Annotated in this window: 39 protein-coding genes and 2 tRNA genes; 31 read left to right on the forward strand and 10 right to left on the reverse strand. The window is 63.3% G+C overall.

Annotated elements, in window-relative coordinates:
* The first annotated feature begins 11 nt into the window (after window positions 1-11).
* The 28 genes from rplD (at window position 12) to katG (ending at window position 15,701) form a co-directional block, all read left to right on the forward strand.
* Entirely contained in the window at window positions 12-614 is a 603-nt protein-coding gene (rplD, locus tag DK254_RS24460; protein WP_009617148.1) for a 50S ribosomal protein L4, read from the forward strand.
* Entirely contained in the window at window positions 611-910 is a 300-nt protein-coding gene (gene rplW / locus DK254_RS24465) for a 50S ribosomal protein L23 (RefSeq protein WP_009617150.1), read from the forward strand. Before rplD ends, rplW begins: the two co-directional genes overlap by 4 nt.
* 11 nt (window positions 911-921) lie before the next feature.
* Window positions 922-1,743 carry a 50S ribosomal protein L2 gene (gene rplB, locus DK254_RS24470; protein ID WP_089393441.1) on the forward strand — a complete coding sequence of 274 codons (822 nt, stop codon included), beginning with the start codon at window positions 922-924 and terminating at the stop codon, window positions 1,741-1,743.
* 16 nt (window positions 1,744-1,759) lie between these two features.
* Window positions 1,760-2,035 carry a 30S ribosomal protein S19 gene (gene rpsS / locus DK254_RS24475; protein WP_003093734.1) on the forward strand — a complete coding sequence of 92 codons (276 nt, stop codon included), beginning with the start codon at window positions 1,760-1,762 and terminating at the stop codon, window positions 2,033-2,035.
* A 12-nt stretch (window positions 2,036-2,047) separates the two neighbouring features.
* The gene (gene rplV / locus DK254_RS24480; protein ID WP_003103908.1) at window positions 2,048-2,380 is read left to right on the forward strand and encodes a 50S ribosomal protein L22; all 333 of its coding nucleotides are present in this window, start codon (window positions 2,048-2,050) and stop codon (window positions 2,378-2,380) included.
* Between the two features lie 13 nt (window positions 2,381-2,393).
* Complete coding sequence (gene rpsC, locus DK254_RS24485; protein WP_009617162.1) at window positions 2,394-3,080, forward strand: 30S ribosomal protein S3; 687 nt, start codon at window positions 2,394-2,396, stop codon at window positions 3,078-3,080.
* Window positions 3,081-3,091: 11 nt separating this feature from the next.
* Window positions 3,092-3,505, forward strand: coding sequence for a 50S ribosomal protein L16 (rplP, locus tag DK254_RS24490; RefSeq protein ID WP_009617163.1), 414 nt, complete (start codon window positions 3,092-3,094; stop codon window positions 3,503-3,505).
* Window positions 3,505-3,696 (forward strand): 50S ribosomal protein L29, encoded by a 192-nt coding sequence (gene rpmC, locus DK254_RS24495; RefSeq protein WP_009617164.1) that lies wholly within the window; start codon window positions 3,505-3,507, stop codon window positions 3,694-3,696. The genes rplP and rpmC overlap by 1 nt, the downstream gene beginning before the upstream one ends.
* Window positions 3,697-3,698: 2 nt before the next feature.
* Entirely contained in the window at window positions 3,699-3,965 is a 267-nt protein-coding gene (gene rpsQ, locus DK254_RS24500) for a 30S ribosomal protein S17 (RefSeq protein WP_009617165.1), read from the forward strand.
* A gap of 16 nt (window positions 3,966-3,981) precedes the next feature.
* Window positions 3,982-4,350, forward strand: coding sequence for a 50S ribosomal protein L14 (gene rplN, locus DK254_RS24505; RefSeq protein ID WP_003093714.1), 369 nt, complete (start codon window positions 3,982-3,984; stop codon window positions 4,348-4,350).
* A gap of 12 nt (window positions 4,351-4,362) precedes the next feature.
* Entirely contained in the window at window positions 4,363-4,677 is a 315-nt protein-coding gene (gene rplX, locus DK254_RS24510; protein ID WP_009617167.1) for a 50S ribosomal protein L24, read from the forward strand.
* 17 nt (window positions 4,678-4,694) lie between these two features.
* A complete protein-coding gene (gene rplE, locus DK254_RS24515) occupies window positions 4,695-5,234 on the forward strand; it encodes a 50S ribosomal protein L5 (protein WP_089393439.1) in 540 nt (179 codons plus the stop codon).
* A gap of 13 nt (window positions 5,235-5,247) precedes the next feature.
* A complete protein-coding gene (rpsN, locus tag DK254_RS24520) occupies window positions 5,248-5,553 on the forward strand; it encodes a 30S ribosomal protein S14 (RefSeq protein ID WP_009617169.1) in 306 nt (101 codons plus the stop codon).
* A gap of 186 nt (window positions 5,554-5,739) precedes the next feature.
* Complete coding sequence (rpsH, locus tag DK254_RS24525; protein ID WP_109935921.1) at window positions 5,740-6,132, forward strand: 30S ribosomal protein S8; 393 nt, start codon at window positions 5,740-5,742, stop codon at window positions 6,130-6,132.
* Window positions 6,133-6,143: 11 nt separating this feature from the next.
* The gene (gene rplF, locus DK254_RS24530) at window positions 6,144-6,677 is read left to right on the forward strand and encodes a 50S ribosomal protein L6 (protein ID WP_109935922.1); all 534 of its coding nucleotides are present in this window, start codon (window positions 6,144-6,146) and stop codon (window positions 6,675-6,677) included.
* A gap of 10 nt (window positions 6,678-6,687) precedes the next feature.
* Complete coding sequence (gene rplR, locus DK254_RS24535) at window positions 6,688-7,038, forward strand: 50S ribosomal protein L18 (protein ID WP_109935923.1); 351 nt, start codon at window positions 6,688-6,690, stop codon at window positions 7,036-7,038.
* Between the two features lie 3 nt (window positions 7,039-7,041).
* Complete coding sequence (gene rpsE, locus DK254_RS24540) at window positions 7,042-7,542, forward strand: 30S ribosomal protein S5 (RefSeq protein WP_009617173.1); 501 nt, start codon at window positions 7,042-7,044, stop codon at window positions 7,540-7,542.
* Between the two features lie 2 nt (window positions 7,543-7,544).
* Window positions 7,545-7,721: a 50S ribosomal protein L30 gene (gene rpmD / locus DK254_RS24545; RefSeq protein WP_009617174.1), complete on the forward strand. Its 177-nt coding sequence runs from the start codon at window positions 7,545-7,547 to the stop codon at window positions 7,719-7,721.
* A gap of 3 nt (window positions 7,722-7,724) precedes the next feature.
* Complete coding sequence (gene rplO, locus DK254_RS24550) at window positions 7,725-8,159, forward strand: 50S ribosomal protein L15 (protein WP_009617175.1); 435 nt, start codon at window positions 7,725-7,727, stop codon at window positions 8,157-8,159.
* Window positions 8,160-9,494, forward strand: coding sequence for a preprotein translocase subunit SecY (gene secY / locus DK254_RS24555; RefSeq protein WP_009617177.1), 1,335 nt, complete (start codon window positions 8,160-8,162; stop codon window positions 9,492-9,494).
* 29 nt (window positions 9,495-9,523) lie between these two features.
* Entirely contained in the window at window positions 9,524-9,640 is a 117-nt protein-coding gene (gene rpmJ / locus DK254_RS24560; RefSeq protein ID WP_002555468.1) for a 50S ribosomal protein L36, read from the forward strand.
* Window positions 9,641-9,770: 130 nt separating this feature from the next.
* Window positions 9,771-10,127, forward strand: a complete 357-nt coding sequence (gene rpsM, locus DK254_RS24565) for a 30S ribosomal protein S13 (protein WP_074985975.1) — start codon at window positions 9,771-9,773, stop codon at window positions 10,125-10,127.
* Window positions 10,128-10,145: 18 nt separating this feature from the next.
* Complete coding sequence (gene rpsK, locus DK254_RS24570; protein ID WP_003093689.1) at window positions 10,146-10,535, forward strand: 30S ribosomal protein S11; 390 nt, start codon at window positions 10,146-10,148, stop codon at window positions 10,533-10,535.
* A 16-nt stretch (window positions 10,536-10,551) separates the two neighbouring features.
* Window positions 10,552-11,172, forward strand: a complete 621-nt coding sequence (rpsD, locus tag DK254_RS24575) for a 30S ribosomal protein S4 (protein WP_109935924.1) — start codon at window positions 10,552-10,554, stop codon at window positions 11,170-11,172.
* Window positions 11,173-11,194: 22 nt separating this feature from the next.
* The gene (rpoA, locus tag DK254_RS24580; RefSeq protein ID WP_009617182.1) at window positions 11,195-12,196 is read left to right on the forward strand and encodes a DNA-directed RNA polymerase subunit alpha; all 1,002 of its coding nucleotides are present in this window, start codon (window positions 11,195-11,197) and stop codon (window positions 12,194-12,196) included.
* Between the two features lie 43 nt (window positions 12,197-12,239).
* A complete protein-coding gene (gene rplQ, locus DK254_RS24585; protein WP_089393437.1) occupies window positions 12,240-12,629 on the forward strand; it encodes a 50S ribosomal protein L17 in 390 nt (129 codons plus the stop codon).
* Between the two features lie 203 nt (window positions 12,630-12,832).
* Entirely contained in the window at window positions 12,833-13,297 is a 465-nt protein-coding gene (bfr, locus tag DK254_RS24590) for a bacterioferritin (protein ID WP_109935925.1), read from the forward strand.
* 259 nt (window positions 13,298-13,556) lie between these two features.
* Window positions 13,557-15,701 (forward strand): catalase/peroxidase HPI, encoded by a 2,145-nt coding sequence (katG, locus tag DK254_RS24595; RefSeq protein ID WP_177412110.1) that lies wholly within the window; start codon window positions 13,557-13,559, stop codon window positions 15,699-15,701.
* Between the two features lie 223 nt (window positions 15,702-15,924).
* On the opposite strand, the gene DK254_RS24600 is transcribed toward katG, so the two are convergent.
* Window positions 15,925-16,455: a DUF4946 domain-containing protein gene (locus tag DK254_RS24600; RefSeq protein ID WP_109935927.1), complete on the reverse strand. Its 531-nt coding sequence runs from the start codon at window positions 16,453-16,455 to the stop codon at window positions 15,925-15,927.
* A 211-nt stretch (window positions 16,456-16,666) separates the two neighbouring features.
* On the opposite strand from DK254_RS24600, the gene DK254_RS34420 reads away from it, so the two are divergent.
* Window positions 16,667-16,816, forward strand: a complete 150-nt coding sequence (locus tag DK254_RS34420) for a hypothetical protein (RefSeq protein WP_177412111.1) — start codon at window positions 16,667-16,669, stop codon at window positions 16,814-16,816.
* Window positions 16,817-17,161: 345 nt separating this feature from the next.
* Here DK254_RS34420 and DK254_RS24605 read toward each other — a convergent pair.
* Window positions 17,162-17,238: transfer RNA gene (locus DK254_RS24605), tRNA-Val, on the reverse strand.
* Between the two features lie 56 nt (window positions 17,239-17,294).
* Window positions 17,295-17,371, reverse strand: a tRNA-Val gene (locus tag DK254_RS24610).
* Window positions 17,372-17,555: 184 nt separating this feature from the next.
* Between DK254_RS24610 and DK254_RS24615 the strand changes: the two genes are divergently transcribed.
* Entirely contained in the window at window positions 17,556-18,839 is a 1,284-nt protein-coding gene (locus DK254_RS24615) for an FAD-binding oxidoreductase (RefSeq protein ID WP_109935928.1), read from the forward strand.
* Between the two features lie 26 nt (window positions 18,840-18,865).
* Here DK254_RS24615 and DK254_RS24620 read toward each other — a convergent pair whose 3' ends face one another.
* The 5 genes from DK254_RS24620 to moaA all read right to left on the reverse strand — a co-directional run bounded on the left by DK254_RS24620 (window position 18,866) and on the right by moaA (window position 22,956).
* Complete coding sequence (locus DK254_RS24620) at window positions 18,866-19,780, reverse strand: formate/nitrite transporter family protein (RefSeq protein ID WP_109935929.1); 915 nt, start codon at window positions 19,778-19,780, stop codon at window positions 18,866-18,868.
* Window positions 19,781-19,856: 76 nt separating this feature from the next.
* Entirely contained in the window at window positions 19,857-20,813 is a 957-nt protein-coding gene (locus DK254_RS24625; protein WP_109935930.1) for a PA2778 family cysteine peptidase, read from the reverse strand.
* Window positions 20,810-21,205: a PA2779 family protein gene (locus DK254_RS24630; protein WP_074980392.1), complete on the reverse strand. Its 396-nt coding sequence runs from the start codon at window positions 21,203-21,205 to the stop codon at window positions 20,810-20,812. The genes DK254_RS24625 and DK254_RS24630 overlap by 4 nt, the downstream gene beginning before the upstream one ends.
* Before the next feature lie 151 nt (window positions 21,206-21,356).
* Window positions 21,357-21,875: a hypothetical protein gene (locus DK254_RS24635; protein WP_146219644.1), complete on the reverse strand. Its 519-nt coding sequence runs from the start codon at window positions 21,873-21,875 to the stop codon at window positions 21,357-21,359.
* An 85-nt stretch (window positions 21,876-21,960) separates the two neighbouring features.
* Window positions 21,961-22,956 carry a GTP 3',8-cyclase MoaA gene (moaA, locus tag DK254_RS24640; RefSeq protein WP_109935932.1) on the reverse strand — a complete coding sequence of 332 codons (996 nt, stop codon included), beginning with the start codon at window positions 22,954-22,956 and terminating at the stop codon, window positions 21,961-21,963.
* A 179-nt stretch (window positions 22,957-23,135) separates the two neighbouring features.
* Between moaA and DK254_RS24645 the strand changes: the two genes are divergently transcribed.
* Window positions 23,136-23,789, forward strand: coding sequence for a TetR/AcrR family transcriptional regulator (locus DK254_RS24645; protein ID WP_089394746.1), 654 nt, complete (start codon window positions 23,136-23,138; stop codon window positions 23,787-23,789).
* A gap of 229 nt (window positions 23,790-24,018) precedes the next feature.
* On the opposite strand, the gene DK254_RS24650 is transcribed toward DK254_RS24645, so the two are convergent.
* On the reverse strand, window positions 24,019-24,450 hold the full coding sequence (locus DK254_RS24650) for a heme-binding protein (RefSeq protein WP_089394834.1): 432 nt from the start codon (window positions 24,448-24,450) through the stop codon (window positions 24,019-24,021).
* 186 nt (window positions 24,451-24,636) lie between these two features.
* The gene (locus tag DK254_RS24655) at window positions 24,637-25,551 is read right to left on the reverse strand and encodes a LysR family transcriptional regulator (protein ID WP_109935933.1); all 915 of its coding nucleotides are present in this window, start codon (window positions 25,549-25,551) and stop codon (window positions 24,637-24,639) included.
* Window positions 25,552-25,602 lie beyond the last annotated feature (51 nt).

The raw sequence follows: 25,602 nt of genomic DNA on the forward strand, positions 1-25,602 counted from the left end.
GGGAAGCTGAGATGCAACTTAATGTGAACGGCGCTCAGGCTATCGAAGTCTCCGAGCGTACCTTTGGCAGCGAATTCAACGAGACTCTGGTTCACCAGGCTGTCGTCGCCTACATGGCTGGCGGTCGTCAGGGCACCCGTGCTCAGAAGACTCGTTCCGAAGTTTCTGGTGGCGGCAAGAAGCCGTGGCGTCAGAAGGGCACCGGTCGTGCTCGCGCTGGCACCATCCGCAGCCCCATCTGGCGTGGGGGCGGCACCACTTTCGCCGCCAAACCGCAGGATCACTCCCAGAAGCTCAACAAGAAGATGTACCGCGCAGCCCTGCGCTCCATCCTCTCCGAGCTGGTCCGTCTGGACCGCCTGGTTGTCGTTGCCGACTTCGCCGTCGATGCACCGAAAACCAAGGGTCTGGTCAGCAAGCTGGACGGCCTGGGCCTGAAAGACGTGCTGATCGTCACCGATGGCGTTGATGAAAACCTGTACCTGGCTGCGCGCAACCTGGCGCACGTCGATGTACGCGACGTCCAGGGTTCCGACCCGGTCAGCCTGATCGCCTACGACAAGGTGCTCGTCACCGTGTCCGCCGTGAAGAAGTTCGAGGAGCTGCTGGCATGAACCAGGAACGCGTATTCAAAGTGCTGCTGGGCCCGCATGTTTCCGAGAAAGCCACCGGGCTTGCGGACGGCAAGAGCCAATTCGTTTTCAAGGTTGCCACTGATGCAACCAAGCTGGAAATCAAGAAGGCCGTCGAAAGCCTGTTCGGCGTGAAAGTACGTCGCGTCACCACCCTGAACGTTCAGGGCAAGACCAAGCGTACCGTTCGCGGCCTGGGCAAGCGTAACGACTGGAAGAAGGCGTACATCGCCCTTCAGCCCGGCCAAGATCTCGATTTCGCAGCTGGCGCTGAGTAAAGGGGTGCATCATGGCAATCGTTAAATGCAAACCGACTTCCGCTGGTCGTCGCTTCGTCGTCAAGGTCGTGAACCAGAACCTGCACAAGGGTGCTCCGTTCGCTGGCCTGGTCGAGAAGAAGTCCAAGTCGGGCGGCCGTAACAACAACGGTCGTATCACCACCCGCCACATCGGCGGTGGTCACAAGCAGCACTACCGTCTGGTCGACTTCCGCCGCAACAAGGATGGCATCCCTGCCATCGTCGAGCGCGTGGAATACGATCCGAACCGTACCGCTCACATCGCTCTGCTGAAATACGCGGACGGCGAGCGTCGTTACATCATCGCCCCCAAAGGCGTGGTGGCTGGCGATCAACTGATCTCCGGTATCGGCGCTCCGATCAGGGCTGGCAACAACATGCCGCTGCGCAACATCCCGGTTGGTAGCACCATCCACGGTATCGAGCTGAAGCCGGGCAAAGGCGCCCAGCTGGTTCGCTCCGCTGGCGCCTCGGCCCAGCTGGTAGCCCGTGAAGGCGCTTACGTAACCGTGCGTCTGCGTTCCGGTGAAATGCGCAAAGTCCTGGCTGACTGCCGTGCGACCCTGGGTGAAGTCTCGAACTCCGAGCACAGCCTGCGTTCGCTGGGCAAGGCCGGTGCCAAGCGCTGGCGCGGCATTCGCCCGACCGTTCGTGGTGTCGCCATGAACCCGGTCGACCACCCGCATGGTGGTGGTGAAGGTCGTACCTCTGCTGGTCGTCATCCGGTATCGCCGTGGGGTCTTCAGACCAAGGGTAAGAAGACTCGCGCGAACAAGCGTACCGATAACATGATCGTCCGTCGCCGCAAGTAAATAGAGGGATACGACAGTGCCGCGTTCTCTGAAAAAAGGTCCTTTTATCGATCTTCACCTGCTGAAGAAGGTCGAAGTGGCGGTGGAAAAGAACGACCGTAAGCCGATCAAGACCTGGTCGCGTCGTTCGATGATTCTGCCGCATATGGTTGGTCTGACCATCGCTGTCCACAACGGCCGTCAACACGTGCCGGTCCTGGTCAACGAAGACATGGTCGGTCACAAACTCGGCGAGTTCGCTGCTACCCGCACTTATCGTGGGCATGCTGCGGACAAGAAAGCCAAGCGTTAAGGGGTAAGGAAGATGGAAGTAGCCGCTAAGCTGTCGGGCGCTCGTATCTCCGCCCAGAAAGCCCGCTTGGTCGCCGACCAGATCCGCGGGAAGAAGGTGGGCGAAGCGCTCAACCTCCTGGCTTTCAGCAGTAAGAAAGCCGCCGAGATCATGAAGAAAGTGCTGGAGTCGGCTGTTGCCAACGCTGAGCACAACGAAGGCGCTGATGTGGACGACCTGAAGGTCTCCACCGTCTTCGTCAACGAAGGTCGTTCGCTCAAGCGCATCATGCCGCGCGCCAAAGGCCGTGCTGATCGCATCGTCAAGCGGTCTTGCCATATCACTGTCAAGGTTGCGGACAAGTAACGGAGTCGATCAGATGGGTCAGAAAGTACATCCCAATGGCATCCGCCTGGGTATCGTCAAGGAGCACACCTCCGTTTGGTACGCAGATAAGCGCACTTACGCCGATTATCTGTTCGCCGACCTGAAGGTTCGTGAGTACCTCCAAGACAAACTAAAAAGCGCGTCCGTAAGCCGTATCGATATCCATCGCCCGGCTCAAACCGCACGCATCACCATCCACACCGCCCGTCCAGGTATCGTGATCGGCAAGAAAGGTGAGGATGTCGAGAAGCTGCGTCAGGACCTGACCAAGCAAATGGGTGTGCCCGTGCACATCAACATCGAGGAAATCCGCAAGCCGGAACTCGATAGCATGCTGGTTGCGCAGAGCGTAGCTCAGCAGCTGGAACGCCGCGTCATGTTCCGTCGCGCCATGAAGCGCGCCGTACAGAACGCCATGCGTATTGGTGCCAAGGGCATCAAGATCCAGGTGAGCGGTCGTTTGGGCGGCGCTGAAATTGCTCGTACCGAATGGTATCGCGAAGGTCGTGTGCCCCTGCACACCCTGCGCGCCGATATCGACTATGCAACCTACGAAGCGCACACCACCTACGGTGTGATCGGTGTCAAGGTTTGGATCTTCAAGGGTGAGGTCATTGGTGGCCGCCAGGAAGAGCTCAAGCCGGTAGCGCCCGCTCCTCGTAAAAAAGCTGCTAAGTAAGGAGTACGCAAATGCTGCAACCTAAGCGTACGAAGTTCCGCAAGCAAATGACCGGTCACAACCGTGGCCTGGCTCATCGCGGTAGCAAAGTCAGCTTCGGCGAGTTCGCTCTCAAGGCGACCAGCCGTGGCCGTCTCACCGCGCGTCAGATCGAGTCCGCACGTCGTGCGCTGACCCGTCACGTAAAACGTGGCGGCAAGATCTGGATCCGCGTATTCCCCGACAAGCCGGTTACCAAGAAGCCCCTGGAAGTACGTATGGGTAAAGGTAAGGGCGGCGTCGAGTACTGGGTAGCCCAGATTCAACCGGGCAAGGTCCTGTACGAGATCGAGGGTGTATCCGAAGAGCTGGCGCGTGAGGCATTCGCCCTGGCTGCTGCAAAGCTGCCGCTCGCCACCTCCTTTGTTAAGCGGACGGTGATGTGATGAAAGCGAATGAACTTCGTGAGAAATCCGTGGAGCAGCTGAACGAGCAACTGCTCGGCCTGCTGCGCGACCAGTTCAATCTGCGCATGCAGAAGGCAACTGGCCAGTTGGCGCAGTCCCACCTGCTCTCGCAGGTGAAGCGCGACATCGCTCGCGTCAAAACTGTGCTCAATCAGCAAGCAGGTAAGTGAACATGGCTGAAGCTCAGAAAACCGTCCGTACGCTGACCGGCCGCGTCGTCAGCGACAAGATGGACAAGACCGTCACCGTTCTGATCGAGCGTCGCGTCAAGCACCCGATCTACGGCAAATACGTGAAGCGTTCGACCAAGCTGCACGCCCACGACGAAACCAATCAGTGCCGCATTGGTGACCTGGTCACCATTCGCGAAACCCGTCCGCTGGCCAAGACCAAGGCCTGGACCCTGGTTGATATCGTCGAGCGCGCGGTGGAAGTCTAAGGGTCGGAGATAGATAATGATTCAGACTCAATCCATGCTCGATGTCGCTGACAACAGCGGCGCGCGTCGCGTAATGTGCATCAAGGTGCTCGGCGGTTCCCACCGTCGCTACGCCGGCATTGGCGACATCATCAAAGTCACCGTCAAGGAAGCGATTCCGCGCGGCAAGGTGAAGAAAGGCCAGGTCATGACTGCCGTGGTCGTTCGCACCAAGCACGGCGTTCGTCGCACCGACGGCTCCATCATCCGCTTCGACGGTAACGCCGCCGTCCTGCTGAACAACAAGCAGGAGCCGATCGGCACCCGTATCTTCGGGCCCGTGACTCGTGAACTTCGTACCGAGAAGTTCATGAAGATCGTCTCGCTCGCCCCTGAAGTGCTGTAAGGAGTAGCCGTCATGCAAAAAATTCGTCGTGACGACGAAGTCATCGTCATTGCCGGCAAGGACAAGGGCAAGCGTGGCAAGGTGCTGAAAGTTCTCGCTGACGACCGTCTGGTCGTTGGCGGCGTGAACCTGATCAAGCGCCACACCAAGCCCAACCCCATGCTCAACCAGCAAGGCGGGATCGTCGAGAAGGAGGCGCCTCTGCACGTCTCCAACGTCGCCATCTTCAACCCGGAAACCAGCAAGGCTGACCGCGTTGGCTTCAAGGTAGAAGACGGTAAGAAGGTTCGTGTCTTCAAGTCGACCCAGAAACCGGTCCAGGCTTGAGGGAGTAGGTAGATACCATGGCACGATTGAAAGAACTGTACCGGAAGGAAATCGCGCCCAAGCTGAAGCAAGAGCTTCAGCTGGCGAACGTGATGGAAGTTCCGCGCGTTACCAAAATCACCCTGAACATGGGTCTTGGCGAAGCTGTCGGTGACAAGAAAGTCATCGAGAGCGCCGTGGCCGATCTGGAAAAGATCGCAGGCCAAAAGCCGGTCGTGACTTACGCTCGTAAGTCCATCGCCGGCTTCAAGATCCGTGAAGGCTGGCCGATCGGCGTGAAGGTCACCCTGCGTGGCGACCGCATGTACGAATTCCTGGACCGCCTGCTCGCCATCTCGCTGCCGCGCGTGCGTGACTTCCGCGGCCTGAATGCCAAGTCCTTCGATGGCCGCGGCAACTACAGCATGGGCGTGAAAGAGCAGATCATCTTCCCGGAAATCGATTACGACAAGATCGATGCTCTGCGCGGCATGGACATCACTCTGACCACCACCGCCCGTACGGATGATGAAGGTCGCGCTCTGCTGCGCGCCTTCAACTTCCCGTTCCGCAACTGATTGGAGTAGGACCATGGCCAAAGAGAGCATGAAAAACCGTGAGCTGAAGCGTCAGCGCACGGTAGCCAAGTACGCCCAGAAGCGTGCCGAGCTGAAAGCGATCATCGCTAATCCGAACTCCTCCCAGGAAGAGCGTTGGAATGCGCAGGTCGCCCTGCAGAAGCAACCGCGTGACGCGAGCGCCAGCCGCCTGCGTAACCGTTGCCGCCTGACCGGTCGTCCGCACGGCTTCTACCGCAAGTTCGGCCTGAGCCGTAACAAGCTGCGTGAAGCCGCCATGCGCGGCGACGTACCGGGCCTGGTGAAAGCCAGCTGGTAAGTCGGCAAGCGGAGCCGGCAACGGCTCCGTTGATCGCTTAACGAATCAAGCCCCCTCGTGGGGCTTGATTCGTTTTTGAGCGATCTCTAGAATACCCGGCTCCCCCGAGCCAGGGGTTTATCTCGCCTGGTCTTTTGTGGGTGAGTTTCGTTAAGGCTTATCTTTTGTATCAGGAGCATTAAGCCCATGAGTATGCAGGACCCGTTAGCAGACATGCTAACTCGCATCCGTAATGCCCAGATGGCTGAAAAGACCGTCGTGAGCATGCCGTCTTCCAAGCTGAAGGCGGCTGTAGCCAAAGTCCTCAAGGACGAAGGTTACATTGCGGACTTCCAAGTCAGCGCCGAGGCCAAGCCTCAGCTTTCCATCGAGCTGAAGTACTTCGAAGGCAAGCCTGTCATCGAAGAAGTGAAGCGCATCAGCCGTCCTGGCCTCCGCCAGTACAAGTCCGTAGATCAGCTGCCGAAAGTTCGCGGCGGTCTGGGTGTATCGATCGTCTCCACCAACAAGGGTGTGATGACTGACCGTGCCGCCCGTGCCGCAGGCGTCGGTGGCGAAGTGCTCTGCACTGTGTTCTAAGGGGAATCAGCATGTCTCGCGTTGCTAAGAACCCCGTCAAGCTGCCCGCCGGTGTCGAAATCAAGCTGGCTGGCCAGGAACTCTCGGTCAAGGGCTCCAAAGGCTCCCTCGAGCTGAAGGTCCATCCGTCCGTAGAAGTCATCCAGGACAACGGTGAGCTGCGTTTCGCCGCCCGTAACGGCGACCAGCAGACCCGCGCCATGGCCGGTACCACCCGCGCCCTGGTCAACAACATGGTGATCGGCGTCAGCCAGGGCTTCGAGCGCAAGCTCCAGCTGGTCGGCGTTGGTTACAAAGCGCAGGCCAAAGGCCAAGTGCTGTCCCTGGCTCTCGGCTTCTCCCACCCGGTTGATTACGAACTGCCCGCCGGCATCATCGCTGAAACCCCCAGCCAGACCGATATCCTGATCAAGGGCATCGACAAGCAGCTGGTCGGCCAGGTCGCCGCGGAAATTCGCGACTTCCGTCCGCCGGAGCCTTACAAAGGCAAGGGTGTGCGGTATTCCGACGAAGTCGTACTTCGTAAAGAAGCCAAGAAGAAGTAGGGCATAGCAAATGAGCGTCAAGAAAGAAACCCGTCTGCGTCGCGCTCGCAAGGCACGCCTGAAGATGCGCGAGCTGGAAACCGTACGCCTTTGCGTGTACCGCTCCTCCCAGCACATTTACGCCCAGGTCATCGCGGCCGACGGCGGCAAGGTCCTGGCCAGCGCCTCGACCCTGGACAAGGAACTGCGCGAAGGTGCCACCGGCAACGTCGACGCAGCCAAGAAAGTTGGTCAACTGGTCGCCGAACGCGCCAAGGCTGCCGGCGTCACTCAGGTGGCGTTCGACCGTTCTGGCTTCAAGTACCACGGCCGTATCAAGGCCCTGGCTGATGCCGCTCGCGAAGGCGGTCTGGAGTTCTAAGTTATGGCAAACAACGATCAAAAGCGCGACGAAGGCTACATCGAGAAGCTGGTTCAAGTTAACCGCGTCGCCAAAACCGTAAAAGGTGGCCGTATCTTCGCCTTCACCGCGCTGACCGTGGTTGGCGATGGCAAAGGCCGTGTTGGCTTCGGTCGTGGCAAGGCGCGTGAAGTGCCGGCCGCCATCCAGAAGGCCATGGAAGCTGCTCGCCGCAACATGATCCAGGTGGATCTGAACGGCACCACCCTGCAGTACCCGACCAAGTCCGCCCATGGCGCCTCCAAGGTGTACATGCAGCCGGCTTCCGAAGGTACCGGCATCATCGCCGGCGGCGCCATGCGTGCCGTCCTGGAAGTGGCCGGTGTGCAGAACGTTCTGGCCAAGTGCTACGGTTCGACCAACCCGGTCAACGTGGTATACGCCACCTTCAAGGGCCTGAAGAACATGCAGTCCCCTGAGTCGGTAGCGGCCAAGCGTGGCAAGAGCGTCGAGGAGATTCTCTAACCATGGCAACTGTCAAAGTTACCCTGATCAAAAGCCTGAACGGCCGTCTGGCCAATCACAAGGCTTGCGTCAAAGGCCTGGGCCTGCGTCGCATCAATCATACCGTCGAAGTTCAGGACACTCCTGAGAACCGCGGCATGATCAACAAGGCTTACTACCTGCTGCGTGTGGAGGGTTAATCCATGCAACTGAACGATCTGCGTTCCGCGCCGGGTGCCCGTCGCGAGAAGCTGCGTCCGGGCCGTGGCATCGGTAGCGGTCTGGGCAAGACCGGTGGCCGTGGTCACAAAGGTCAGACCTCTCGCTCCGGCGGCACCATCGCCCCGGGCTTCGAGGGTGGCCAGCAGCCGCTGCACCGCCGTCTGCCGAAGTTCGGCTTCAAGTCCCTGAAAGCCCTGGATCGCGCTGAGGTTCGTACCTCCGAGCTGGCCAAGGTCGAAGGCGAAGTCGTCACCGTGCAGGCCCTGAAGGATGCCAACGTGATCAACCGCAACGTACAGCGCGTCAAAGTCGTGCTGTCCGGTGAAGTTGCCCGCGCGGTCACCCTGAAAGGCATCGGCGCCACCAAGGGCGCTCGTGCGGCTATCGAAGCAGCTGGCGGCAAAATCGAGGACTAAATGGCTAAGCAAGGTGCTCTCTCTGCGCTGAGCAACGGTGGCGGTCTGTCCGAGCTCTGGGCACGTCTGCGTTTCCTGTTCCTGGCGATCATCGTCTATCGGATAGGTGCGCACATCCCGGTTCCGGGCATCAACCCCGATCGCTTGGCGGCACTGTTCCGGCAGAACGAGGGGACCATTCTTAGCCTCTTCAACATGTTTTCCGGCGGCGCGCTGGAGCGCATGAGCATCTTCGCACTGGGGATCATGCCGTACATCTCGGCATCGATCATCATGCAGCTCATGACCGCTATCAGCCCGCAGCTGGAGCAGTTGAAGAAAGAGGGTGAGTCTGGGCGTCGCAAGATCAGCCAGTACACCCGCTACGCAACGCTCGTCCTGGCACTGGTCCAGGCCATCGGCATGGCCGTTGGTCTGGGCAGCCAGGGCGTGGCCTTCTCCAATGACTTCGGCTTCTACTTCGTGGCAGTCACCACCTTCGTGGCGGGTGCGCTGTTCATGATGTGGCTGGGCGAGCAGATCACCGAGCGGGGCGTCGGCAATGGTATCTCCATGCTGATCTTCTCCGGGATCGTCGCCGGCCTGCCGCGCGCTATCGGGCAGTCCTTCGAGTCCGCCCGCCAAGGTGACATCAACATCTTCGCCCTGATCGCCGTAGGCCTGCTGGCCGTCGCGATCATCGCGTTCGTGGTGTTCATCGAGCGCGGTCAGCGCCGCATCGCCGTGCATTACGCCAAGCGCCAGCAAGGTCGCAAGGTGTTTGCCGCGCAAACCAGCCATCTGCCGCTGAAAGTGAACATGGCGGGCGTGATCCCGGCCATCTTCGCCAGCAGCATCCTGCTGTTCCCGGCGTCCCTGGGCGCCTGGTTCGGTCAGTCGGAGGGCCTGGGTTGGCTGCAGGACGTCGCGCAAGCGATCGCGCCGGGGCAGCCGCTGAACATTCTGCTGTTTAGTGCAGGGATCATCTTCTTCTGCTTCTTCTACACAGCGCTGATGTTCAATCCCAAGGACGTGGCGGAAAACCTCAAGAAGTCCGGTGCATTTATTCCGGGTATTCGTCCGGGCGAACAGTCCGCTCGCTACATCGATGGCGTGCTGACCCGTTTGACCATGTTCGGTGCCCTGTACATGACGGCGGTGTGCCTGTTGCCCCAGTTCCTGGTGGTGGCTGCTCACGTTCCGTTCTACCTCGGCGGGACCTCGTTGCTGATCGTGGTCGTGGTTGTGATGGACTTTATGGCCCAAGTACAATCGCACCTCGTTTCTCACCAGTACGAATCCCTCATGAAGAAAGCCAACCTGAAGGGTTATGGCGGCAGCAGCATGCTGCGCTGACCGGCCCGTAAGGTTAGTAGGAGTCACTGATGAAAGTTCGTGCATCGGTTAAGAAGCTGTGCCGCAACTGCAAGATCATCCGTCGCGAAGGCGTCGTTCGCGTGATCTGCAGCGCGGAGCCGCGTCACAAGCAGCGCCAAGGCTGAGTGTGAACCACGCGTTATAGCCCGGCAGCTAGTGCGCTGCCGGGTTGATTATTTGTTATTACAGCGCTAATATCCGCGCCCTTTCTTGGCTTCCTGGGCGCCGGGTAGCTGTCAATTGGAGTTTTTCTGAATGGCCCGTATTGCAGGCGTAAACATTCCGGATAACAAGCACACTGTTATCTCGCTGACCTACATCTATGGTGTCGGTCGCACCACCGCACAGAGCATCTGCGCTGCCACCGGCATCAGCCCGGTAGTGAAGATCAAGGAACTGAGCGAAGAGCAGATCGATTCGCTGCGCAACGAGGTGGCCAAGCTGACCACCGAAGGTGACCTGCGCCGCGAAATCAACATGAACATCAAGCGTCTGATGGACCTCGGTTGCTACCGCGGTCTGCGTCATCGTCGCGGTCTGCCGGTTCGCGGTCAGCGTACCAAGACCAACGCGCGCACCCGCAAGGGCCCGCGTAAGCCGATCCGCAAGTAATCGCTTAGGAATATAGTCATGGCAAAACCTGCTGCTCGTCCTCGTAAGAAAGTCAAAAAGACGGTGGTTGACGGGATCGCGCATATCCACGCGTCCTTCAACAACACCATCGTTACCATCACCGACCGTCAGGGCAACGCCCTGTCCTGGGCCACTTCCGGTGGTTCGGGTTTCCGCGGCTCGCGTAAGAGCACCCCGTTCGCTGCCCAGGTAGCGGCCGAGCGTGCCGGCCAGGCTGCTCTGGAATACGGTCTGAAGAACCTTGACGTCAACGTCAAAGGCCCGGGCCCGGGTCGCGAATCGGCTGTTCGTGCGCTGAATGCCTGCGGTTACAAGATCGCCAGCATTACCGACGTAACCCCGATCCCGCACAACGGCTGCCGCCCGCCGAAAAAGCGTCGCGTGTAATAGGAGACAGTGAGAAATGGCTCGTTACATTGGTCCCAAATGCAAACTGTCTCGCCGTGAAGGCACCGACCTGTTCCTGAAGAGCGGCGCTCGCGCTCTGGACTCCAAGTGCAAGGCCGAACAGGTTCCTGGCCAGCACGGCGCTCGCCGTGGCCGTCTGTCCGACTACGGTCTGCAGCTGCGTGAGAAGCAGAAAGTTCGCCGCATCTATGGCGTTCTGGAGCGTCAGTTCCGTGGTTACTACCAAGAGGCTTCCCGCCGCAAGGGCTCCACTGGTGAGAACCTGCTGCAACTGCTGGAATGCCGTCTGGACAACGTCGTCTACCGTATGGGCTTCGGTTCCACCCGTTCGGAATCCCGTCAGCTGGTGTCCCACAAGACCATCAGCGTGAACGGTCAGACCGTCAACATCCCGTCCTACCAGATCAAGGCCGGTGACGTCGTTGCTGTTCGCGAGAAGTCGAAGAACCAGCTGCGTATCGCCCAAGCCCTGGATCTGTGCGCCCAGCGCGGCCGCGTTGAATGGGTCGAAGTGGACGCCGACAAGAAGTCCGGTACCTTCAAGAGTGTTCCGGCTCGCGCCGATCTGTCCGCCGACATCAACGAAAACCTGATTGTCGAGCTCTACTCCAAGTAAGGGCTAGAAAATAGGTGCATCCATGCAGAGTTCGGTAAATGAGTTCCTGACCCCCCGCCACATCGATGTGCAGGTGGTCAGCCAAACCCGCGCCAAGATCACGCTCGAGCCTCTCGAGCGTGGCTTCGGCCATACCCTGGGCAACGCGCTGCGTCGCATCCTGTTGTCCTCCATGCCTGGCTGCGCAGTGGTCGAGGCCGAGATCGACGGCGTACTCCACGAGTACTCGGCGATCGAAGGTGTGCAGGAAGATGTCATCGAGATCCTGCTCAACCTGAAAGGTCTGGCCATCAAGCTGCACGGCCGTGACGAAGTGACGCTGACCCTGGCGAAAAAGGGCTCGGGTGTGGTGACCGCTGCCGATATTCAGCTGGATCATGATGTCGAGATCGTCAACGGTGACCATGTTATCGCCCACCTGGCCGATAACGGCGCGCTGAACATGAAGCTGAAAGTCGCTCGTGGCCGTGGCTACGAGCCGGCTGATGCCCGCTCGAGCGATGAAGACGAAAGCCGCAGCATCGGCCGTCTGCAACTCGACGCCTCGTTCAGCCCCGTACGTCGTGTTGCCTACGTGGTCGAGAACGCCCGTGTCGAACAGCGTACCAACCTGGACAAGCTGGTCCTCGATCTGGAAACCAACGGCACCCTGGACCCCGAAGAGGCTATCCGTCGCGCCGCTACCATCCTGCAACAGCAGCTGGCAGCGTTCGTGGACCTCAAGGGCGACAGCGAGCCCGTCGTTGAAGAGCAGGAAGACGAGATCGATCCGATCCTGCTGCGTCCGGTCGATGATCTGGAGCTGACCGTTCGTTCGGCCAACTGCCTGAAGGCGGAGAACATCTACTACATCGGTGACCTGATCCAGCGCACCGAAGTAGAGCTGCTGAAAACTCCGAACCTGGGCAAGAAGTCCCTGACCGAAATCAAGGACGTCCTGGCCTCTCGCGGTCTGTCCCTCGGTATGCGCCTCGACAACTGGCCGCCGGCAAGTCTTAAGAAAGACGACAAGGCTACTGCCTGATCGTCGTAGCTACCGAACGTAAAGTTTGGAAAGGAATTGAACCATGCGCCATCGTAAAAGTGGTCGTCACCTGAGCCGTACCAGCTCGCACCGCAAGGCCATGTTCCAGAACATGGCTGTGTCGCTGTTCGAGCACGAGCTGATCAAAACCACCCTGCCCAAAGCCAAGGAACTGCGCCGCGTTGCCGAGCCGCTGATCACCCTGGCCAAGGAAGACAGCGTCGCCAACCGTCGTCTGGCTTTCGACCGTACTCGTTCGAAAGAAGCCGTAGGCAAGCTGTTCAACGAGCTGGGCAAGCGCTACGCCAACCGTCCGGGCGGCTACCTGCGCATCCTCAAGTGCGGTTTCCGCGCTGGCGACAACGCCCCCATGGCGTACGTCGAGCTGGTTGATCGTGCTGTAGGCGGCGAAGCGGTTGAAGCTGCCGAGTAAGGCGAAAGCCACTCGTGAAAAACCGGGCCCAGGCCCGGTTTTTTATTGCCCGCCGGAAATGTATCTCGTTCCCTTCGGCCCCATGGTCCACGTGCCTGGTGAGGCGCCGCCGCGCCGTCGGGACTATCCTCGACTTGACGCGGATCATGGTCGTCGAGGAGCCAATTCTCTTCAATTCCTCATCGGACTCATGGAGCTGACTGATGCAAGGCCATGCTGAAGTAATCGACTACCTCAATACCCTGCTGACTGGCGAGCTGGCCGCGCGTGACCAGTACTTCATCCACTCGCGCATGTACGAGGACTGGGGGTTCGCCAAGCTCTACGAGCGCCTCAACCACGAGATGGAAGAGGAAACCCAGCACGCCGATGCCCTGATCCGCCGCATCCTGCTGCTGGAGGGCACGCCGCGCATGCGCCCCGACGATATCCACGCGGGCCGTACCGTGCCGGAGATGCTCGAGGCCGACCTCAAGCTGGAGCGCCAGGTGCGCGCAGCCCTGGCCAAGGGCATCGCCCTTTGCGAGCAGCACAAGGATTTCGTCAGCCGCGACATCCTGAAGGCCCAACTGGCCGACACCGAGGAAGACCATGCCTACTGGCTGGAGCAGCAACTCGGGCTGATCGCCAAGATAGGCCTGGAGAACTACCTGCAGTCGCAGATATGAGGTTCCACCCGCACTGAAAGAAGCCCCTCGCGCCCGCCGGACGCAGGGGCTTTTTTGTTGCCACTACGCGCTGCCGGGAGGATTGCAGTGCTGTATTGCCGCTGTTCGGGACGCTATCAGGCGCGGTTCTGGTAAGAGATAAAAACTATCGCACCGTTGCTTTTCATAAATTGGTCCCTCCAGCGGAGCGGTACTAGTCTTAACCCACCGTCGGCAAGCTGTCGATCAGACCGACCCGATGAGGACAAAGGAGAAAGCAATGTCGAATGAAGCGAAATGCCCGTTCCATTATGTTGCTGGTGGCGGCACCACCAACCAGGACTGGTGGCCGAATCAACTGAAGCTGGAAGTGCTGAACCAGCATTCGGAAAGATCCAACCCGTTGGGTGAGAAGTTCAACTATCGCGACGAGTTCAAGAAACTCGACTACTCGGCCCTGAAGGCCGACCTGAAACACCTGATGACCGACTCCCAGGAATGGTGGCCGGCCGACTGGGGCCACTACGGCGGCCTGATGATCCGCATGGCCTGGCACGCCGCCGGGACCTACCGCATCGCCGACGGCCGCGGCGGCGCCGGCCGTGCGCAACAACGCTTCGCCCCGCTGAACTCCTGGCCGGACAACGTCAGCCTGGACAAGGCGCGGCGCCTGCTCTGGCCGATCAAGCAGAAATATGGGCAGAAGATTTCCTGGGGCGACCTGATGGTGCTCGCCGGCAACGTGGCCCTGGAAACCATGGGTTTCCGTACCTTCGGTTTCGGCGCCGGCCGTGACGATGTCTGGGAGCCGGACACCGACGTCAACTGGGGTGACGAGAAAGCCTGGCTGGTGCACCGCGACCCCGAGGCCCTGGCCAAGAACCCCCTGGCCGCCACCGAGATGGGCCTGATCTACGTGAACCCGGAAGGCCCGAACGCCAGCGGCGACCCGCTCTCGGCCGCGCCGGCCATCCGTGCGACCTTCGGCAACATGGCGATGAACGACGAGGAAATCGTCGCCCTGATCGCCGGTGGCCATACCCTCGGCAAGACCCACGGCGCCGGCCCGGCCGATAACGTGGGCGCGGCACCCGAAGCCGCCTCCATCGAGCAGCAGGGCATCGGCTGGGCCAGCAGCTACGGCTCCGGCAGCGGTGCCGACGCCATCACCTCCGGCATCGAGGTGGTGTGGACGCAGACCCCCACCCAGTGGAGCAACTTCTTCTTCGAGAACCTGTTCAAGTACGAATGGGAGCAGACCCGCTCGCCCGCCGGGGCCATCCAGTGGGTCGCCAAGGACGCGCCGGAGATCATCCCCGATCCCTTCGATCCGTCGAAGAAGCGCAAACCGACCATGCTCACCACCGACCTGACCCTGCGCTTCGACCCCGAGTTCGGCAAGATCTCGCGGCGCTTCCTCAACGATCCGCAGGCCTTCGCCGACGCCTTCGCCCGCGCCTGGTTCAAGCTGACCCACCGCGACATGGGGCCGAAGGCCCGCTACCTCGGCCCGGAAGTGCCGAAGGAAGACCTGATCTGGCAAGACCCGCTGCCGCCGGCCACGCACAACCCGAGCGCCGCGGACATCGCCGAACTGAAGGCGAAGATCGCCGAGTCCGGCCTGTCGACCGCCGAGCTGGTGTCCACCGCCTGGGCCTCGGCCTCCACCTTCCGCGGTGGCGACAAGCGCGGTGGTGCTAATGGCGCGCGCATTCGCCTGGCGCCGCAGAAGGACTGGGAGGTCAATAACCCGCCGCAACTGGCCAAGGTGCTGGCCAAGCTCGACGAGATCCAGAGGAGCACCGGCAAGGCATCGCTGGCCGACGTGATAGTGCTGGCCGGCAACGTGGGCGTCGAGCAGGCCGCCAGGGCTGCTGGCGTGAACGTCGACGTGCCCTTCGCACCGGGCCGCGTGGACGCCCGCCAGGACCAGACCGACGTCGAGTCCTTCGAGGTGATCGAGCCCATCGCCGACGGCTTCCGCAACTACAAGAGCGCCAACCCCGGTACCTCCACCGAGGCACTGTTGGTCGACAAGGCCCAGTTGCTGACCCTGACCGCACCGGAAATGACCGTGCTGGTCGGCGGCCTGCGCATGCTCGGCGCCAACTACGATGGCAGCGCCCACGGCGTGTTCACCGACAAGCCCGGCGTGCTCAGCAACGACTTCTTCGTCAACCTGCTGGACATGGGCACCGTCTGGGCGCCTGTGGACGGCTCCGCGGAAGTCTTCGAAGGCCGCGCCCGCAAGGGCGGCGAACCGAAGTGGACCGCCACCCGTGCCGACCTGATCTTCGGTTCGCACTCGGTGCTGCGTGCGCTGGCCGAGGTCTACGCCAGCAGCGATGCCAAGGAGAAATTCGTCAAGGACTTCGTCGCCGCCTGGACCAAGGTGATGAACCTGGACCGCTTCGACCTGGCCTGATGTTCGTCGGCTGAAAAGAGAAAGCCCCGCTTCGCAGGCTGTGTGAAAAACCGAGCGGCTCTTCGAAGAGCGCGTTCCTACGTGAAATCTGAAGAGGCTTGGCTATTCAGCCAATCCAGAATCCACGTAGAAACGCGAAATCCAGGTTGTTTTTTAACCAGTGGGACCGATCCTGAGGTTTTCACACAGCCTGCGATGCGGGGCTTTTTCATGCCCGGCGATTTCACTCCAGGCGCAGGCCGGCCTTGAACGCCGCCATCTCGGCGAGCCGCTGCGGATATTCCGCCGCCGGGGCAGCGTAAGTCAGCGAATAGGCCGCCTCCCGCCCCAGCGCCACCTGCACCACCTGCTTCAGGACCTCGTTGCCGTTCTGGCTGACCGAGCAGACCAGTTCCAGAGCATCCAGCCCACCCAGCACGGCCTGCCGCGGCTTGCTGCAGGCCGCCTGGAAACCCTGGCGCAGGAAGTCGACCTGCAGCGACTTGCGCATCTGCAGGATCACCCGCTGCAGGTCCACATCCTTCGCCTCGGCCAGGCGGCTACGGGTGATTTCCACCACCAGCGCCTGGGAGCCGTCCGCCGCCAGCCTGACGCCACGCTCGCGGCGCAGCGCCGCGGCCTCGTCCGGCGCCTCGGGCGAACGCGTCACCTGCCAGCCCTCCGGCCATTCCGCCAGCCCGGAAGCCGCTGCCAGTCCACTGGCCATACACGCCAACAGCAAACCACCGAGAACACCGGCCCACCTACCGCCCATGCCACCTCCCACAACCGAGAAACACCGCACTTTTGCCAGGCAAACTATACCGATCACCGCCAATTGGCGCCCGGCACGAACGGCAATCAGCCAAACAGGCTGAACGCATCGACACCGATACAAACCTTACCCTGCCGATACCAAGTTTCGCGGGACACCCGCGGCACGGGCGTGTCTACTTTGCGCCCGTTTTTCCAACCCAGGTGTCGCCATGCTTTCCAGACTGACCAAAGTCACCCTGCTGCTCGCCCTTGTCTCGCTGTCCGGCTGCTGGCCGTTCTTCCCGCCCTTCGGCGGCCCGGGAGGCGGCGGACACGGCGGTGGCGGCCATGGCGGCGGCCCCGGCTTCGAGCACCGCTGAGGCAGCACCGCAGGGACGCCCCGCGCGGCCGGTGAATCCAATCGAGGACGGAGTCCACTCCTACATCCGTGCTTCCCTGGAACCGTAGGAGCGGACTCTGTCCGCCCTACGCCAAGCCCTCCCATGACGTAGGGCGAATAACCGCTCGCGGTTATCCGCCGTTGGCCGTGCCACCGGGACGCCCGGCGTGGCCGGTAAATCCAATCGCGGACGGAGTCCGCTCCTACGACCGTGCTTCCTGGAACCACAGGAGCAGACTTCGTCCGCGACCAGCCCCAAAACGCACCCAAACAAAAAGGGCGACCCTCGCGGATCGCCCTTTCTGCTACCGCCGAAGCGGTGAATTGGTAGGCACAATTGGACTCGAACCAACGACCCCCACCATGTCAAGGTGGTGCTCTAACCAGCTGAGCTATGTGCCTAAAGAAAAAGGCGACCTTGTATCGATCGCCCTTTCGCTACCGCCGAAGCGGGAATTTGGTAGGCACAATTGGACTCGAACCAACGACCCCCACCATGTCAAGGTGGTGCTCTAACCAACTGAGCTATGTGCCTAGCGATGGGGGCGCATTTTACGCGAAGGCGTTGAGCCGTCAAGCATTTTTTCGCTAACCCCCTGAAAAAGGGAATTTTTTTATGTTCGTTCTCGCGTAAAAAATTTTGCACGGCCACTAGCCGAGTGATTTCGACTCGGGTAGCATCAGCCCATCTCGTAAAAAATAACAAACACAGGTGCAATATGCCGCACACTTCTTATCCCACTTCCTACTATGCAGCCTCGGCCAATCCGGTCCCGCCGCGCCCCGAGCTCAAGGGCGAGAGCGAAACCGACGTCTGCATCATCGGCGCGGGCTACACCGGTCTGTCCACCGCCCTCTTCCTGCTGGAGAACGGCTTCAAGGTGACCGTGCTGGAGGCCGCCAAGGTCGGCTTCGGCGCGTCCGGCCGCAACGGTGGCCAGATCGTCAACAGCTACAGCCGCGACATCGACGTCATCGAACGCACCGTCGGCCCGAAGCAGGCGCAACTGCTCGGCCAGATGGCCTTCGAGGGCGGCCGCATCATCCGCGAGCGCATCGCCAGGTACGACATCCAGTGCGACCTGAAGGACGGTGGCGTGTTCGCCGCCCTCAGCGCCAAGCAGATGGGCCACCTGGAGTCGCAGAAGAAGCTCTGGGAGCGTTTCGGCCACACCCAGCTGGAACTGATGGACGCCAAGCGCATCCGCGAAGTGGTGAAGACCGACAGCTATATCGGCGGCATGCTCGACATGAGCGGCGGCCACATCCACCCGCTGAACCTCGCCCTGGGCGAAGCCGCGGCCGTGGAATCCCTCGGCGGCGTGATCCACGAGCAGTCCCCGGCGGTGAAGATCGACCGTGGCGCCAACCCGGTGGTGCACACCCCGCAAGGCCGGGTGAAGGCCAAGTTCGTGGTGGTCGCCGGCAACGCCTACCTCGGCGGCCTGGTTCCGGAGCTGGCCTCCAAGTCCATGCCGTGCGGCACCCAGGTGATCACCACCGAGCCGCTGGGCGACGAGCTGGCCAGGAGCCTGCTGCCCCAGGACTACTGCGTCGAGGACTGCAACTACCTGCTCGACTACTACCGCCTGACCAGCGACAAGCGCCTGATCTTCGGCGGCGGCGTGGTCTACGGCGCCCGTGATCCGTCGAACATCGAAGCCATCATCCGTCCGAAGATGCTCAAGGTCTTCCCGCAGCTGAAGAACGTGAAGATCGACTTCGCCTGGACCGGCAACTTCCTGCTGACCCTGTCGCGCCTGCCGCAGGTCGGCCGGATCGGCGACAACATCTACTATTCCCAGGGCTGCAGCGGCCACGGCGTCACCTACACCCACCTGGCCGGCAAGGTGCTGGCCGAGGCCCTGCGCGGCCAGGCCGAGCGCTTCGACGCCTTCGCCGACCTGCCGCACTACCCCTTCCCGGGCGGCCGCATGTTCCAGGTGCCCTTCTCCGCGATCGGCGCCTGGTACTACAACCTGCGCGACAAGCTGGGCGTGTAACCTACCCCGCGAACGACGACGGCGCCCTAGGGCGCCGTTTTCATTGGCGCGCCGCTGTCGCTGCGGATCTGCGCATGGCTGATCAGGGCGAAGATCAGGCTGCCGCCGACGATGTTGCCGGCCAGGGTGGGCAGCGCGAAGTCCAGCAGGAAGGCCTTCCAGCCCAGCTCTCCGGCCCACATCAGGTAGCCGACCTCGCAGGTGCCGACCACGATGTGGCTGAAGCTGCCCAGCGACATCAGGTAGGTGACCAGGATGATGATCCACACCTTGGCGCCCTCCGCCGCCGGCACCAGCCAGACCATGGTGGCGATCATCCAGCCGGAGACGATGCCGCGGGAGAACATCTGCCAGCCGTCGTTCTCCATGACCTCGCGGCCGATCTCGAGGAAGGCCTGGTCGGTCTTCGCATCGAAGATCGGCAGGTGCAGCATGGCGTAAGCGAACAGCAGCGCGCCGACGACGTTGCCCAGCAGCACCACGCCCCACAGGCGCAGCAACTGCCCGGCCTTGCGCAGGGTCGGCTCGCTCATCAGCGGCAGCACCGCGGTCAGGGTGTTCTCGGTGAACAGCTGCTGGCGGGCGAGGATGATGGCGAGGAACCCCACCGGGTAGCCGAGGCTGGTGACAATGGCCGCGCTGTCGTGCTCCGGCAGCCTGGCGCGGAACAGCCCCATGGCCATCAGCGACAGGCCGATGGTCAGCCCGGCGGCCAGGGCCGACCACCAGAGCGCCGCCAGGGTGCGCTCCAGCTCGTGGTTGCCCTGCAGGCGGATCACCTCGTGGAGCACCAGCGCCCGGGGCGGCTGGGCCTTCTCGACCTTGCGGCGCTCCTCGGCGGAAAGATCGTCCGCGGTATCGCCCTTCTCGCCAGCCCTGGCCGAACCGGGGCGGACCTTCCCGGCGCCATCGCCCGCCGGGTGCTGCTTGTCGCTGGCCATGGCCTGCACCTCCTGGAGGAATGCCATTTAGGCCGGCGGCCAAGCGCAGCGGTTCAAAGAAAATGCACGCGGCGCCTCAAAGTGCGGGGCAGGCGGGCGCGGCGCTGCATTGCCCGGAAGCCACCGGCGCCGCCCGGGGCGCCTGGAGGAAGCGCGCATCCGTCGGCGCCAGCTGGTGCGCGCAGCTCGCCGGGGCGCGGGCCTGCTCGCCGCAGCCGCGCTCGGCCATGACGTTGGCCAGGTTGTACCAGGCGGCGGCGAAGTCCGGCCGGGCGGCCACGCTGTGGCGCAGCGCCGTTTCGGCCCCGCCCAGGTCGCCGGCGGCGTAGCGGGCGTTGGCCAGGGCGAACCAGCCCAGCGGCTCCTGCGGCCAGGCCCGGGTGGCGGTGCGGTAGGCCTGGTCGGCCAGGGCCTGTTGCCCGGTTTCCTCCAGGTCGTGGGCCGCGCGCAGCCACCGTGTCGGTTCGACGCTGGCCGGCAGCCGGTCGGCCGGCAGCGTCAGCACCGCCCAGCGCCCGCTGCGCCGCCAGGTGACGTCGAACGCGGTGAAGTCGATCACCAGGCGCTGGGTGATGCCGGAGCGCAGCACCAGCTCGTGGCGGTCGCGGTCATAGCCGACCACCACGGCGTAGTGCCACATCGGCAACCAGTCCAGGCCGTTGTTCTGCAGCACCAGCACCGGGTTGCCGGCGGCCACTTCCTTGAGCACGTCCTCCAGGCGCGGGCGCAGCGGGTAGACCAGCAGGCCGCGCTCGCGCGCCGCGGCCACCAGCTCGACCTGCAGGCTGCCCTGGCGCTGCGGCAGGAACACCCGCTCCTTCAACTGGTTCGGCGTCACCCGCACACCGCGCTGGTTGAGCACGGTGGCGAGCGCCGCCGGCCCGCACTGGTATTGCTGCTGGGGAAAGAACTGCACCTCGGCCAGCTCGACGCGCCGTGGCAGCGCGTCGACCTCCGCCGGCAGCCGCGGCGCCGTGGCGCAGCCGCCGAGCAGCAGCGCCGCCAGGGCCACGGCAGCGGCGGCACGCCTCAACGCTGGCACCGCACGAAGGTGAAGATATGCGTGATGCAGAGCATGTCGGTGATGATGAAGATCAGCAGGAACAGGATGATGATGCCGATGATGCCACCGGCCGGCGCCTGGTCCAGCTGCTGGTTGAACTGCGCCAGCTCCTCGTTGGACAGGCTCTTGATGCGCTGCTCGACCTGGCTGCGCTCCACGCCCATGGACTGCAGCTTCTTCTGTACGCCCTGGTCATCGAGCATGCGCAGCAACTGCTCGCGGTCGACGTGCTGCTGTTGCGCCTGCAACACCTCACCGGTGCCCACCATCGCCGCCTGCGCCAGGGGCACCTCGGCGACCACGCCCAACTGCGCCAGCACCAGCACGGCCGCCAGCCGCTTCACCCGCTTTGTGATTGTCATTCTGGGTCTCCTCCACTTTGACGCGCTAGCAGACCGCCGGGGAAGGCCGGAGGTTCCGCGCGGCCAAGCACGGTTGCACAAGCAAAGCCCGGGCACCGCAGGCGGGCAAAAGCTGCCGCCGAACGAGGCGCCTTCTGTTCAGATCACGGCGTCAGGCGTTTGGTTCGAAGCGCAAGCGTCGCCAGTCCAGGGCCAGGTGGCCGAGGTACACGCAAGGGTAGGCATGGGGCAGCAGAAAGTGCTCGTGGCCGGCCACGGCCAGCCCGGCTCGCCGGCAGTCCAGGCGCAACAGGTGGCCCCAGGCGTATGCCTGGGCATCGAAGGCCTGCGGGCCGAAGGTGGCTTCCGGCCAGCGCGCCCGACACCAATCGCGCAGCGCCCGGGCGTCGCGCACGGCGGGCAGGCAGGCGATCCTGACCTCGTCGTCGCGCCAGTCCAGCGCCTGCTGCGCGTCGAAGGCGGCCTGGCGCGCCAGCGGCAACGGGCGGACCCTGGCGCCGCCGGCCAGGGGCTCCAGCGTCACCGCCAGCGGCTGCCAGCTGCTGTGCTCCAGCGCCCAGAGCAGGTCGCCGTCGACTTCCAGCGACGGCCGCCCCGCCACCCGCTGGCGGAAACCGTCGCAGACCAGACAGCAGTCGCCCAGTGGAATTCGCAGTTGACTCTCGCTCACATCGGCCTCGCAGCACATCGGCCGCGTGATTCTAGGGAAAGCCCCTGGCCGACGGAAAGCCCTGTCGGGGCATCGTCCCTGCTCCTCAGCCGCCGGTCATGCTCATGAAGCGCAGCACCTGGACCTGCTCGGCGGCGTCGAAGTGATGCCGCTGCGGCTTGAGCTGCAGCGCCTCGACCAGCGCCGCGCGCAGCCGGGCGCCGTCGCCGGGGTGGCTGCGCAGCAGCTGGCGCAGGTCCAGCGCGCCTTCATGGCCGAGGCAGAGCACCAGCTTGCCCTCCGCGGTGACGCGCACGCGGTTGCAGTCGCCGCAGAAGTTGTGGCTGTGCGGCGAGATGAAGCCGATGCGGCTGGGCAGGCCGTCGACGCGGTAGTAGCGCGAGGGGCCGCCGCTGCGCTCCAGGCTGGGCGTCAGTTGCCAGCGTTCGGCCAGGCGGGCGCGCACCTCGTCGCTGCTGCAGAGGGTCTGCGCGCGGTCGTGGCTACTGATGCTGCCCAGCGGCATCTCCTCGATGAAACTGATGTCCAGGGCTCGGGCGAGCGCGTATTCCACCAGTTCGCAGACCTCGTCGTCGTTGCGCCCCTTCTGCACCACGCAGTTAAGCTTGATGCGCTCGAAGCCCGCCGCCCGCGCCGCGTCTATCCCCGCCAGCACCTGGGGCAGGCGGTCGCTGCGGGTGAAGGCGGCGAAGCGCTCGCGGCGCAGCGAATCCAGGCTGATGTTCAGCCGGCGTACGCCGGCGGCGCGCAGCTCGGCCGCGCGGCCGGCCAGTTGCGAACCGTTGCTGGTGATCGCCAGGTCCTCCAGCTCGGGGCGCGCGCCCAGGCGCGCCAGCAGCGAGGTCAGGCCCTTGCGTACCAGCGGCTCGCCGCCGGTGATGCGGATGCGCCGCACGCCCAGGGCGATGAAGGCGTCGGCTACCGTATAGAGCTCTTCCAGGCTCAGCACCTGGTCGCGCGGCAGGAACTGCATGTCTTCGCCCATGCAGTAGGTGCAGCGGAAGTCGCAACGGTCGGTCACCGACAGGCGCAGGTAGGTGATGCGGCGGCCGAAGGGGTCGACCAGTTGGCTGTCGGACATGGCGACGCTCTCGTGGAAGGCCGGGCGCCGTGGCGACGCCGGGGTCCGCAGACTCTACAGAAAAGCTGAACCACGGGTCAACTTTCAGCACAGGGCCCTTGCTTGAGGGGCCCGCGAGGCCGGTGCTACCATCGCCGGCCCAGCCATGGGCAACCGCGCACAAGAAGACCCAGCAGACCATGACCAGCATTCGCGAACGCAACCGACGCCTGATCCTCCGCGCCGCCAGCGAAGAGTTCGCCGAAAAGGGCTTCGCCGCCACCAAGACCAGCGACATAGCGGCGCGCGCCGGGCTGCCCAAGCCCAACGTCTACTACTACTTCCAGTCCAAGGAAAACCTCTACCGCAGCGTGCTGGAAAGCGTGGTGGAGCCGCTGCTGCAGGCCTCCGCGCCGTTCCGCGAGGACGACGAGCCGGCCGAGGCGCTCAAGGCCTACATCCGCTCCAAGGTGCGCATCTCCCAGGAGCTGCCGCACGCCTCCAAGGTGTTCGCCAGCGAGCTGATGCACGGCGCGCCGCACCTGCCCAGGGAGTACCTGGACGAGCTGAACGCCCAGGCCCAGCGCAACATCGCCTGCCTGCAGAGCTGGATCGACCGCGGCCTGCTGGCCCCGGTGGACCCGCACCACCTGCTGTTCACCATCTGGGCGGCGACCCAGACCTACGCCGACTTCGACTGGCAGATCTCCATGGTCACCGGCAAGGACAGCCTCAGCGACGCCGACTTCGAGGCCGCCGCCGAGACCATCACCCGCCTGGTGCTGCGCGGCACCGCGCCGGACGCCGGCGAGCCGGCCAAGGCCAGCGGCCGCATGCGGCCGTTGCCGCTGTAGGGCGCATAACGCCTACGGCGTTATCCGCCGTTTGACCTTGGCCCCAGGCCACTCCGGGTTCAACCTCGGCGCTATTCATGGCCTGGGTGTATCGGCGGATAACCGCGAACGGTTATTCGCCCTACGTCCTTCTCGACAGCCTTTGTAGGAGCGAGCTTGCTCGCGAACAGCCTCGCTGCGGGGGTTGGTTCGCGAGCAAGCTCGCTCCTACGAAAAGCTGTGTTGCTCCCTACCCCGCGTCGGCCACCAGGCCGGCGGCCTGGATGCCGCGGATGGCGCATTGCTCGTCGATGTCCGAGGCATCGCCGCTGATGCCGATGGCGCCGAGCACGCGGTTGTCCCGGTCGCGGATCAGCACGCCGCCCGGCGCCGGCACCACGTTGCCCTGGGCCAGGGTGTTCACCGCGGCGATGAACGACGGGCGCTGCTGGGCGTCGGCGGCCAGGGCGCGCGACGACTTGCCCAGGGCCACCGCGCCCCAGGCCTTGCCGATGGCCACCTGCGGGCGCAGCAGGCTGGCGCCGTCCTCGCGCTGCAGGGCCACCAGGTGGCCGCCGGCGTCGAGCACCGCCACGGTCAGCGGCGCGGTGGAGAGTTCGCGGCCGGCGGCCAGGGCGCTGCGGGTGATGGCCAGGGCGGTGTCGAGGTTGATTTCGCTCATGAGGGGTTCCTCGCGGAAAGGGATAAGACGTTCACCCACGCCCTCCCGTGGAAGGACGCGGCATGGCAAAGCCCTTGATGGAATAGCCGAAGGAAGCCCCGGACGCAACGAATAAATACAATACTGCGACATTTTGTACACAATAACAAACCAAGAAAAATACAACGCCAGTATCGAATAAACCGCTCAAGGATGCCGGGTTTCCCAGTACCCCGGGGTGTTGTAGATGTCCTTCAGGTAGTCGATGAAGAAGCGCACCTTGGCCGGCAGGTAGCGCTGTTGCGGGTACACCGCCTGGATGTCGTAGGCCGGGATCTCGTACTCGTCGAGCACCGTCACCAGCTCGCCGGCCTTGAGCTCGGCCTGGATCTCCCAGGTGGAGCGCCAGCCGATGCCCAGGCCCTGCTTGACCCAGTCGTAGAGCAGCTCGCCGTCGTTGCAGTCGAGGTTGCCGGAGACCCGCACCGCCACCTGCCGGCCGTCGCGCAGGAAGGTCCAGCCGCGCTGCTGGCCGCCCTGCAGGTTGAAGGCCAGGCAGTTGTGCCGCGCCAGGTCCTCCAGCAGCCGCGGCACGCCGTGCAGCTCGAAGTACGAAGGCGCGCCGCAGACCACCCGGCGGTTGGGGAACAGCTTGACCGCCACGTAGTTGGGGTCGGTGACCTCGCCGATGCGGATGCCCATGTCGTAGCCCTGGCGCACCAGGTCCACCAGGCTGTCGGTGAAGTTGAACGACAGCTTCAGGTCCGGGTAGCGCGCCAGGAACGCCGGCGCGTGGGGCGCGATGTGGCGCCGGCCAAACGCCGCCGGGGCCGACACCACCAGGTGCCCGCGCACCGAGTTGCCGCCGCGGGTGACGCTGGCATCGGCCTCGTCGAAGTCCTTGAGCAGGCTGCGCGCGCGCTCCAGGTACTGCTCGCCCAGGTCGGTCAGCTGCAGGCCGCGGGTCGAGCGGTGCATCAGCTTCACGCCCAGGTGCCGCTCCAGGGCGTCCAGGCGCCGGCCCATGACCACCGGGGTCACGCCTTCGCTGAGCGCCGCCGAGGCGAAGCTGCCGTTGTCCGCCACCAGGACGAAACTGCGGATGAGGGTATAGCGGTCCATTCGATACTCCAGATATCGACAGAACTAAAGTATCCATCAATTCCGTCACCT

Source organism: Pseudomonas sp. RW407 (assembly GCF_003176655.1).
Taxonomy (GTDB): Bacteria; Pseudomonadota; Gammaproteobacteria; order Pseudomonadales; family Pseudomonadaceae; genus Pseudomonas; species Pseudomonas delhiensis.